At 64.1% G+C, this 10,879-nt stretch carries 6 protein-coding genes; all 6 read left to right on the plus strand.

From position 1 onward, the window contains the following. Positions 1-450: 450 nt before the first annotated feature. The 6 genes from I41_RS19735 to I41_RS19760 all read left to right on the plus strand — a co-directional run bounded on the left by I41_RS19735 (position 451) and on the right by I41_RS19760 (position 10,858). A complete protein-coding gene (locus I41_RS19735; RefSeq protein WP_145434647.1) occupies positions 451-3,432 on the plus strand; it encodes a 2-oxoglutarate dehydrogenase E1 component in 2,982 nt (993 codons plus the stop codon). Positions 3,433-3,578: 146 nt separating this feature from the next. Further along, positions 3,579-4,769, plus strand: a complete 1,191-nt coding sequence (odhB, locus tag I41_RS19740; RefSeq protein ID WP_145434648.1) for a 2-oxoglutarate dehydrogenase complex dihydrolipoyllysine-residue succinyltransferase — start codon at positions 3,579-3,581, stop codon at positions 4,767-4,769. Between the two features lie 363 nt (positions 4,770-5,132). Then, positions 5,133-5,810: a cytochrome c3 family protein gene (locus tag I41_RS19745; protein WP_145434649.1), complete on the plus strand. Its 678-nt coding sequence runs from the start codon at positions 5,133-5,135 to the stop codon at positions 5,808-5,810. A 112-nt stretch (positions 5,811-5,922) separates the two neighbouring features. Further along, positions 5,923-8,874 (plus strand): TAT-variant-translocated molybdopterin oxidoreductase, encoded by a 2,952-nt coding sequence (locus I41_RS19750; protein WP_145434650.1) that lies wholly within the window; start codon positions 5,923-5,925, stop codon positions 8,872-8,874. A gap of 39 nt (positions 8,875-8,913) precedes the next feature. Further along, on the plus strand, positions 8,914-10,308 hold the full coding sequence (gene nrfD, locus I41_RS19755; protein WP_145434651.1) for an NrfD/PsrC family molybdoenzyme membrane anchor subunit: 1,395 nt from the start codon (positions 8,914-8,916) through the stop codon (positions 10,306-10,308). Further along, a complete protein-coding gene (locus I41_RS19760) occupies positions 10,301-10,858 on the plus strand; it encodes a DUF3341 domain-containing protein (protein WP_210421008.1) in 558 nt (185 codons plus the stop codon). The genes nrfD and I41_RS19760 overlap by 8 nt, the downstream gene beginning before the upstream one ends. The last annotated feature ends 21 nt before the right edge of the window (positions 10,859-10,879 follow it).

A 10,879-nucleotide genomic window follows, 5' to 3' on the forward strand; every position in this document is an offset into this window, starting at 1 on the left:
CCTTCAGGCCGGCAGCAGCAGACGCAAGAGGCAGCCGTCCGGGCCGCTGCAGAGCGTGAACCACCGAAGCGGCGAGCCCCCGCCAGCGCTCGCCCGTCGGGGCAGCTTCGCGCCGCGCCCCGGCGCGCTGCCTCTTTTTACGCCCATTGCCTCGCGGGCGCCGCCGCCCGCCGCCGACTCGCGTCGTCGGGATGAAAGCAACCTCCTCGGTGGCAAATGGCGTCAGGCTCCGCTCGGTAGGTCCGGCGCTGCGCTTTGTCAAACTCAGCGTGCGCTCACACGACAAATCTCGCGGGCTGTCTATGCCGGCCGCGGCGACATTGCGGCAAAAACATCCCTCTTTCCGGGGCAATCGGCCCTTAGTGCGGTTCCAGCGGGAGGGCAAAAAATATACTATGCTTATTGCTGCAACCGGCGCCCTTCTAACGCAATTGCCCGACTCCATCGCAAATGGCCACCCCAGCCGCGGACGTCGACGGTCCGCAACTTCAACTCAATAGTCAGAGCCTCGACTACGTCGAACAGCTCTACGCCCAGTACAAAGACAATCCCGACGCGGCGCCGGCTGACTGGCGCGCGCTGTTCGGCATGCTGGCCAACGGGACGAATCACGCCTCCGCGACGCCCAAGCTAGCGGCGCCTAGTGCGAAGCTGACGAGCTCAACGCCAACGCTGGCAGCGCCAGTCTTCGATCAGCGGTTGATCACCGATCCGAAGCCCGGTCATCCCAAGCTCACCGAGGCGACGGCCCCGGAAACCAAGCTGGTGCTGGAATCGCACCGTCTGGCCGCCCTGGTCCCGCCGGTGGCTCCCATCCATCCGGCATACCCGGTCAATGGCAACGGCAACGGCAAGCATGAAGAGCTCGCCGCGCGCCAGGAACGCGTCGATCAGCTGATTCGCAACTACCGTGTTCGCGGCCACATCATTTCGGATATCGATCCGCTCGATCAGTTCCGCCCCCGCCCGCCGGAACTCGACCCGGCCTACTACGGCTTTACCGAAGCCGATTACGATCGCGTCTTCTCGACGCGCACGATGCAAGGGCCGAAACAGCGGACGCTCCGCGAGATCGTCAGCTGGCTGCAGAACACCTACTGCCGGGCGATCGGCGTGCAATTCATGCACATCGACGATCTGGTGATTCGCGAGTGGCTTCAGTCGCGGATGGAAGAGACCGAGAACCGCACCGAGCTTTCGCGCGAGGAGCAGCTGCGTATTCTCAAGCGGCTGAACGACGGCGCGTCGTTCGAGCAGTTCCTGCAGACCAAGTTCACCGGCGCCAAGAGCTTCTCGCTCGAAGGAGGCGAAAGCCTCATTCCGCTGCTCGACATGGCGCTCGAAAAGGCGGGCAACGACGGCATCAGCGAAGTCGTCATCGCGATGGCCCATCGCGGCCGACTGAACGTCCTGGCCAACGTCATCGGCAAGAGCCCGCGGGAGATCTTCCGAGAATTCATGGACCTGGAGTCGCCCCAGCGCACCGGCCCAGGAGACGTCAAATACCATCTCGGCTACTCGGGCGATTGGACGACGGGCAAGGGGAACAAGGTTCACCTGTCGCTCTGCTTCAACCCCAGCCATTTGGAATACGTCAACGGCGTGGCGATGGGCCGCATGCGCGCCAAGCAGGACCGTTACGGCGACGTGCAGCGCCGCAAAGGGATGGTGGTCCTGGTCCATGGCGACGCCGCGTTCGCCGGCGAAGGCGTGGTGCAGGAAGTCCTCAACATGAGCGAGCTTCCCGGCTATCGCGTCGGCGGGACGCTCCATGTGATCGTCAACAACCAGATCGGCTTCACCACGACGCCGACCGAAGCTCGCTCGAGCGCCTACGCCACCGACGTCGCCAAGCTGCTGCAAATCCCGATCTTCCACGTCAACGGCGAAGACCCCGAAGCGGTGGCCCAGGCGGTCCGTCTGGCCCTCGATTTCCGCAAAGAATTTCAACGCGACGCGGTCATCGACATGTACTGCTACCGTCAGCGCGGCCACAACGAGGGCGACGAGCCGTCGTTCACTCAGCCCCTGATGTACCAGGCGATCGGCGCCCAGAACTCGGTGCGCGAAGGCTACCTCAAGCGGCTGCTGGCGCTCGGCGGCATCACCGCCGACGAAGCCGAGCAGATCGCCAAAGACCGCCATGCGAAGCTCGAGGCCGATTTCGCCGCGGCGAAGGATCGCGACTTCCAGCTCAGCAACCCCACGCCCACCGGCCCCTGGGCCAACTACTACGGCGGACCGTTCGAGAAGGCGCCCAACGTCATCACCGGCGTTGAACAAGAGCGCCTCGTCCAGTTACTGGAACAGCTGACCCACGTTCCTGAGGGGTTCCACATCCATCCAAAGCTCGTGCGGGCGATGGAGCGCAAGCGCCAAATGGCCGCCGGCGAGGAACCGCTCGATTGGGCCACCGCCGAGTCGCTGGCGCTGGCCAGCCTGGCGACGCAGGGCGTGCGCATCCGCATCAGCGGCCAAGATTCCGAGCGCGGCACGTTCAGCCAGCGCCATGCCGTGCTCCACGACGTGAAGAACGGGCATAAGTACATGCCTCTCTGCCACCTGGCCCCCGATCAGGGGCCGGTGGAAATCGTCAACAGTCCGCTGTCGGAAGCAGGCGTGCTCGGCTTCGATTACGGCTACAGCCTCGATTGCCCCGAGGGACTCGTGGCATGGGAAGCTCAGTTCGGCGACTTTGCCAACGCGGGGCAGGTCATCATCGACCAGTTCATCGCCAGCGCCGAGGTAAAGTGGCGCCGGCTAAGCGGCCTCGTGCTGCTCTTGCCGCACGGCTTTGAAGGGCAAGGGCCGGAGCATTCCAGCGCCCGGTTGGAACGGTTCCTCACGCTCGCGGCGGAGGACAATATTCAGGTCGTTTGCCCGACGACGCCCGCGCAGTACTTCCACTGCCTCCGTCGACAGGTCATCCGCCCCTGGCGTAAACCGCTGGTGGTGATGACCCCCAAGAGTCTGCTTCGTCACAAGGAATGTATTTCCACGATGGCGGAGCTCTCGCGCGGCCGGTTCCATGGCGTGCTGCCGGAGTCGGCCAGCCGCCTGAGCCAACGCGACACCCGCGTGATCCTTTGCTCCGGCAAGGTCTACTTCGACCTGCGGGCGCGCCGACAAGCGCTTGGCATCGAAGGTCCGCCGATCATCCGCATCGAGCAGCTCTATCCGCTGCCGATGAACCAACTGCTCGCCGCACTGGCGCCGCTGCCGAAGGGCACGCCGCTGGTGTGGGTGCAAGAAGAGCCGGAAAACATGGGCGCCTGGCGTTTCCTGCGGTCGATGTGGGACGACAGTCTGTGCCTGCAGTACCCGCTGAAGTGCATCAGCCGCCCCGCCTCGGCCTCGCCGGCCACCGGTTCGAAGACGGCCCACGAGCGCGAGCAGGCCGAACTGGTCGATCGCGCCTTACTGCGTGAATAAAACTCCGCCCGGCGGCGGTCCGCCGCCGCGGGTTTCCGATTGATTCGGCCCCTGCCGGTCGCCCAGCCCGGCCCGTTCCCCAGACGCCAACCACTACTCGCGGCCTCGCCTGATTGCTCCGCCGCTCATTGTCAGAGAATCTGAACATGTCCATCGAACTGAAGGTCCCGGTGATCGGCGAATCGGTCTCCGAAATTTTCATCGGCCAGTGGTACAAGGGCGAAGGCTCGACCGTTGCCGTCGACGAGAACCTCGTCGAACTCGAGTCGGAGAAGGCCACTCTCGACGTGCCCTCGCCGAGCGCGGGCGTCATCACGAAGATTCTCAAGCATGCGGGCGAGACGGCCGAAGTCGGCGAAGTGATCGCATACCTCGACCAGGTCAGCGCAGCGGCCCCAGCGGCCAAAGCGCCTGAAAAAGCTCCTGAGCCGGCCCCCGCCCCGCCAGTCGCCGAGGCGCCGAAGCCCGCCCCGACGCCAGAGCCGCCCAAGCCCGCTCCTGCTCCTACTCCTGCCGCAAAGGTCGAGCCGCCGCCCAGCGAACCCGCCAAGACTCCGACGCCCATGGCGACGCAGCCCATCAATCATACGGCGAAGCCGGCCAATTACGCCCAGTCGCTGCAAGTCGGCGCCGGCAATCGCACCGAAGAGGTCGTGCCGATGAGCCCGGTCCGGCGCCGCATTGCGGCGCGACTGCTCGACGCCACCCAGAATGCCGCACTGCTGACCACCTTCAACGAAGTCGACATGACCGCCGTCAAAGAACTACGCGGCTCGCTCGGCGAGGCGTTTGAGAAGCGTTACGGCGTCCGTCTCGGCTTCATGTCGTTCTTCGTCAAGGCGGCGGTCGATGCGCTCAAGCAGTGCCCCGAAATCAACGCGATCATCGAGGGCGATAAGGTCGTCTACCGCCGCTACTTCGACGTCGGGGTCGCCATCGGCAGCGATCGCGGCCTCTTCGTGCCGGTGTTGCGGAATGCCGAAGAAATGACGTTCGCCGATATCGAGAAGTCGATCACCGACCTCGCCAAGCGGGCCCAGTCGGGCAACCTGCGGGTGGAGGAATTGCAGGGCGGCACGTTTACCATCACCAACGGCGGGGTCTATGGGTCGCTGTTGTCGACCCCGATCGTCAATCCGCCGCAAAGCGGCGTGCTGGGCATGCACTCGATCCAGAATCGCCCGGTGGCGATCGACGGGCAGGTCGTCATCCGTCCGATGATGTACCTCGCGCTGACGTACGACCACCGCATTGTCGACGGTCGCGAAGCGGTGACGTTCCTCAAGAGCATCAAGGACGCCATCGAGAATCCAGCTCGCATCTTGCTGGAAGTGTAACTCGCCGCGCGCATCCGGCTGAGTCGTTTCTACTGCCGGGGATGCCACTGAGAGGCATTGTCGCATCCGTCGTTCCAAGTCGAGCGAAGACTCTGACAATGGCGGACGTGCGGCGCCATGGATGGCGATCGAAGCTGTCTCGCCGCCCACGGACGGCTTCGCAGCTGCGCAGTTTGCATCGTCCGCTGCGCTCGATGGCGACGCGCCGTTCGCGGCTTGACGCACAATTGAAAATCCCGCCGAAAGTCCCGTCCCGTCCTCCCCATTGGGCCTTGCAGAGAGCGGCCCTCGCCGCGCATTATAGTTCTTCCCGCCTGCGATATCCCACCTACGCGCTATAGAGAGAACGTTCGCGTCGCCGCGATGCCACAGATCTTTCATCCCAGCATGAACACCATCTCCCGCGCCAGCATTTTTGGCGCGGCGTTCATCCTCGCTGGCGTCGGCGGATTCATCTGGCTGATCTTCCGCTCGTCGTACACCACGCAAGTCGGCGTCGTCCGGCCGCAGCCTGTCGAGTTCAGCCACGAGCATCATGTCTCCGGCCTGGGCATCGATTGCCGCTACTGCCACACTTCGGTCGAGACGAGCTCGTTCGCCGGCATTCCGCCTACGGCGACCTGCATGACGTGCCACTCGCAAATCTGGACCGACAGCCCCAAACTGGAAGTCGTCCGTGCAAGCTACCGCACCGGCGAGTCGATTCCTTGGACCCGCGTTCACGACCTGCCCGACTTCGCCTATTTCGACCACAGCATCCACGTGGCGAAGGGAGTCGGCTGCGTCTCGTGTCATGGTCGCGTCGACGAGATGCCGCTGATGTGGCGGGCCAAAACGCTCCACATGGAGTGGTGCGTCGACTGCCATCGCAACCCCGAACCCCACATTCGCCCTCGAGACAAAGTCTTCTCGATGGAGCCCCTGCCCGCCCCCCCTGCCCCCGAGCGCGACGCCGAGCCCGGCGCATCGAACGTGGCGATCGACCTGATGCAAGCGCACCAGATCGCCAGTGAAACCAATTGCTCCGTTTGTCACCACTAAAAAAAGAAGCGGTGGCCGTCGTCCTTGCTATGCGACGGTGAGCTGAGAAGGATCAGTCGTGAGTTGCCATCATAAGCCGCCCCAGAGCGAGGCTTCTTCGGAGCCTGCCGCGATGCCGACGTTCTGGCGGAGCTTCGAGGAATTAGCGGGCGATCCTGCCTTCGAAGAGCGACTGGTGCGCGAATTTCCGCGTCTCGCTTCGGTTTGGGAACAATCGCCCACCGACCGCCGCCGCTTCCTGCAGTTGATGGCCGCCTCGGTCGCGCTCGCCGGCGCCCAAGGGTGCAGCAAGGCGCCTTCGGAAAAGATCATGCCCTACGTCCGCCAGCCTGAGCGGATCACGCCAGGACTGCCGAACTACTTCGCCACGGCGATGCCCGCGAGCGACGGCGCCTTGGGACTCGTCGCTACCAGCAACATGGGCCGGCCGACGAAGCTCGAAGGCAACAAACTTCATTCGGCGAGCCTCGGCGCCACCGACGCCTTCGCCCAAGCATCGATCCTGACGATGTACGACCCCGACCGTTCGCAGACGGTCAAGCACATCGGCATCATCGGCACCTGGAGCGAGTTCGTCGACGGCGTCCGCGGCGCGTTGCCCGTTGGCGGAGACGGCGCCGGATTGCGCATCCTGAGCCCGCCGGTGACGTCGCCGACGCTCGCCCGCCAGCGCGAGGCGCTGCTCGCCGCGCTGCCGCAGGCGCGATGGCATCAATACGAGCCCGTCAGTCGCGACAACGCTCGACAGGGCGCGCTGCTGGCGTTTGGCGCCGACTTGTCGCCAATCTACGACTTCACCAATGCCGATGTCGTGGTCGCATGCGACGCCGATTTTCTGTCCCGCGGCGGCGCCTCGGTCCGCTACTCGCACGACTTCATGTCGCGGCGCGGCGTCGAGAGCGAAACGGCCTACCCCGGCATCGAGACGAACCGCCTGTACGCTTTTGAGAGCACCTACACTCCCACAGGCGGCGCCGCCGACCATCGCCTGCCGCTGACCCCGTCGCAATCCGAACAGTTTCTTCGCGCCCTGGCGCGCCAACTCGAAGTCGCCGGAGCCCCCCCCGCCGACCTGCCCAGCGGCGTCGACCCCAAGTGGCTCACCGCCGTGGCCGACGATCTGCAGTCGAAGCGCGGCCGGTCGCTGATCGTCGTCGGCGATCACCTCCCCGCCCCGGCTCACGCGCTTGCCCATGCCATCAACGCCGAGCTGGGCAACGTTGGTCCGACCGTGAAGTTCATCGAACCCATCGCCGCTGGCGCCGAGGATTCAGCGGCGTCGATCCGCGAGTTGACCGACGCGCTTAACGCCGGGCAGGTGCAGCTGTTGGTCATCCTCGAAGGAAACCCGGTCTACGACGCGCCGGCCGACCTCAATTTCGCCCAAGCGATCCGCAAGACAAAGCTCGCCGTCCACTTGAGTCTGTACGACGACGAAACCTCCGAGCTCTGCCACTGGCACATTCCGGCGGCCCATTACCTGGAAGCGTGGAGCGACGTCCGAGGGTACGACGGCACGGCGTCGATCGTGCAGCCGCTGATCGCCCCGCTCTACGCCGGCCGCACCGCGCACGAAGTGATCTCCGCGCTGGTCGACCCCACGATTCAGACCAGCTACGACATTGTTCGAGCCACTTGGCAGGCGCAACTCGGCGGCGGCTTCGATCGCGGCTGGCACCAGGCGCTAGCCGACGGCGTCATCGCCGACACGGCGTTCGCACCGCAGACGCCAGCGATTCAAGCCGACGCGGTGGCCAACTTGCCAGAGGTCGCCGGCGCCCAGGGAGACCTGACGTTCGAGCTGGTGCTGCTGCCCGATCCCACGATCGGCGACGGCCGCTACGCCAACAACGGCTGGTTGCAGGAAGCCCCCAAACCGCTCACGAAACTCACCTGGGACAACGCCGTCCTCATCGGCCCCGCCGATGCTAAGGAGCTCGCGCTGGAAACGGGCGACGTGGTTACCATCAAGTCGGGGGGCCAAGAGGTCAACGGCCCCATTTGCGTGCTGCCAGGCCACGCCCCCGGCAGCATCACCTGCCACTTCGGCTACGGCCGCCAGCGGGCCGGCAACACCGGTTCGAAGATTGGCTTCAACGCCTACAAGTTCCGTACGACCCACGGCGGCCACGTCGCCCGCGACGCCAAGCTGGAAAAGACCGGCCAAAAGATGGCGCTCGCCCGCACGCAGACGCATCATGACATCGACGGCCGCAACATCGTCCACGCATCGACGGTCGCTCAGTTCAAGGCCGATCCCAAATCGATTCTGTCCGACGCCGTTCGTGGCCCGTTCGAGTCGCTCCTGCCGATGTGGGAGAACTACGACGAGCAAGCCTTCGCCTGGGGCATGGCGATCGATCTGAACAAGTGCAGCGGCTGCAACTCGTGCGTGATGGCCTGCCAGGCGGAAAACAACGTCCCGATCGTCGGTAAGGAGCAGGTGCTCAACTACCGCGAGATGGCCTGGATTCGGATCGATACGTACTACTCGGGCGATCCCGAGAATCCCGAGTCGATCCATCAGCCGATGCTCTGCCAGCATTGCGAGAAGGCGCCGTGCGAAGTCGTCTGCCCGGTGGCTGCGACGACTCATAGCGACGAAGGTCTGAACGAAATGACCTACAACCGCTGCGTCGGCACGCGCTACTGCTCGAACAACTGCCCCTACAAGGTGCGCCGCTTCAACTTCTTCCAGTACCAGGACACCGAAACGCCCGTCCTGCAGCTGATGCGCAACCCCGACGTGACGGTCCGCAATCGCGGCGTCATGGAGAAGTGCACCTACTGCGTCCAGCGCATCAATCACGCGCGCATCGACGCGAAGAAAGATGGCGTCGCGGGCGGCGTCGAACCCTCAATCGTCGACGGCACGTTGCAGACGGCCTGTCAGCAAGCCTGCCCGTCGGAGGCGATTGTCTTCGGCAACATCAACGACAAAGAGAGCCGCGTCGCCAAACTAAAGGCCGACGCCCGAAACTACGGCGCCCTGTCGGAACTCGGCGTTCGTCCGCGGACGACGTACCTGGTTCGTTTGCGAAACCCCAACCCCGCGCTTGCCTAGGCAAGTTTTTCGATCACCGGAGCATCCCAGGCGCCCGCCATGGCCACCGTTCATAGCGATCAACGATCGGCGACTGCCGCCCTTGCGGAAGCGCCTGTTCTTGCGCCGGGCCATAGCTACGGTTCGATCACCGACAAAATCAGCTCGATCGTCCTGACGAAGGGGACGTCTCGCGGTTGGCTGTTCGGGCTCGCGATTTCGTTCATGCTCGTCCAGGTCTTCCTGGTGAGCGTGGTCTACCTGATCGCCCGCGGCGTCGGCATCTGGGGCATCAACGTCCCCGTCGGCTGGGGTTTTGCCATCGTCATCTTCGTCTGGTGGGTCGGCATCGGCCACGCCGGCACGTTGATCTCCGCGGTGCTCCTGCTGCTCAACCAGTCATGGCGCACGAGCATCAACCGCTTCGCGGAAGCGATGACGCTGTTCGCCGTCGTTTGCGCCGGCATGTATCCCTTGCTCCACTTGGGCCGCATCTGGCTCTTTTACTGGCTGATGCCCATCCCCAACACGATGGGAATCTGGCCGCAGTTCCGCAGTCCGCTCTTGTGGGACGTGTTCGCCGTGTCGACCTACATGACCGTGTCGTTTTTGTTCTGGTACACCGGTCTGATTCCCGACCTCGCCACGCTGCGCGATCGCGCTCAAAACCGCTTCGGCAAAGTAACCTACGGCATCCTCTCCTTCGGCTGGCGCGGTTCGGCTCGCCATTGGCGCCGGTTCGACGCCGCTTACTTGCTGCTCGCCGGCATCGCCACGCCGTTGGTCGTCTCGGTCCATACGGTGGTCGGCTTCGACTTCGCGATGTCGATCATTCCCGGCTGGCACAATACGCTGTTCCCTCCCTACTTCGTCGCGGGCGCCATCTACTCTGGCTTCGCGATGGTGCTCACTCTCGCCATTCCGCTGCGGGCGGCCTACGGCCTGCAAGACTTCATCACCGACCGCCACTTGGAAAACATGGCCAAGGTGATGCTCGCCACCAGTTTGATGGTCTCGTATGGCTATGTGATGGAGGTCTTCTTCGGCTTCTACAGTGCGAACACTTACGAAGAATATCTCACCCGCAACCGCATGGTCGGCCCCTATGCCCCGGCGTTCTGGTCGCTCATTCTGTGCAATGTGCTGACGCCGCAGTTGTTGTGGTTCCGCGCGATTCGCCTCTCGCCCGTGCTGTTATGGTGCATCGCGATCGTGGCCAACATCGGCATGTGGCTCGAACGCTTCGTCATCGTCATCACCAGCCTGCACCGCGACTTTCTCCCCTCGTCGTGGGGCATGTTCTACCCCACGTTCTGGGACTGGTCGACGTACATCGGCACGATCGGCGTCTTCTTCTTCCTGTTGTTCCTGTTCATCCGCTTCTTGCCGGTGATTTCGATCTTCGAAATGCGCGAGCTCCTGCATAAGTCCGAGGAGGAGCACCACCATGACTAGCCCTCACGGCGCTCCCGAGCCGTCGCCCCTTTACGGCGTGCTGGGCGAATTCGCCGACGCCGACTCGTTGCTCGAAGCCGCCCACAAAGTGCGCGAAGCAGGCTACGTCCGCACCGATGCCTACGCCCCCATGCCGATCCACGGCCTGGCCGAAGCGCTCGGCGCCAAGCGGACCAAGCTGCCGCTGCTGGTGCTGCTCGGCGGCATCATCGGCGGTCTCGCCGGCTACGGCCTCTGTTACTACTGCTCGGTGATCGCCTACCCCATGAACATCGGCGGCCGCCCCGTCCACAGTTGGCCCGCGTTCATTCCAGTGACCTTCGAAACGACGATCCTCGGCGCCGCCATCACCGCTGTGCTCGGCATGCTCGCCCTCAACGGATTGCCGATGCCGTATCACCCGCTATTCAACGTCGACGATTTCAATCAAGCCTCGCAGAACCGGTTTTTCCTCTGCATCGAGTCGGCCGACAAGAAGTTCGACGAAGCGTTAGCCAGCGACTTCCTCCGCAGCATCGGCGCCACCCACGTCACGAGCGTCGAAAATTGACCGCCGTCAAGCCAACTAGCG

This window comes from Lacipirellula limnantheis (genome assembly GCF_007746075.1).
GTDB classification, from domain to species: domain Bacteria; phylum Planctomycetota; class Planctomycetia; order Pirellulales; family Lacipirellulaceae; genus Lacipirellula; species Lacipirellula limnantheis.

Excerpts from the sequence above, each read along its gene's own strand:
- I41_RS19750 (WP_145434650.1), top strand. The coding sequence starts at position 5,923 with ATGCCGACGTTCTGGCGGAGCTTCGAGGAATTAGCGGGCGATCCTGCC.
- odhB (WP_145434648.1), top strand. The coding sequence starts at position 3,579 with ATGTCCATCGAACTGAAGGTCCCGGTGATCGGCGAATCGGTCTCCGAA.
- I41_RS19760 (WP_210421008.1), top strand. The coding sequence starts at position 10,301 with ATGACTAGCCCTCACGGCGCTCCCGAGCCGTCGCCCCTTTACGGCGTG.
- nrfD (WP_145434651.1), top strand. The coding sequence starts at position 8,914 with ATGGCCACCGTTCATAGCGATCAACGATCGGCGACTGCCGCCCTTGCG.
- I41_RS19745 (WP_145434649.1), top strand. The coding sequence starts at position 5,133 with ATGCCACAGATCTTTCATCCCAGCATGAACACCATCTCCCGCGCCAGC.
- I41_RS19735 (WP_145434647.1), top strand. The coding sequence starts at position 451 with ATGGCCACCCCAGCCGCGGACGTCGACGGTCCGCAACTTCAACTCAAT.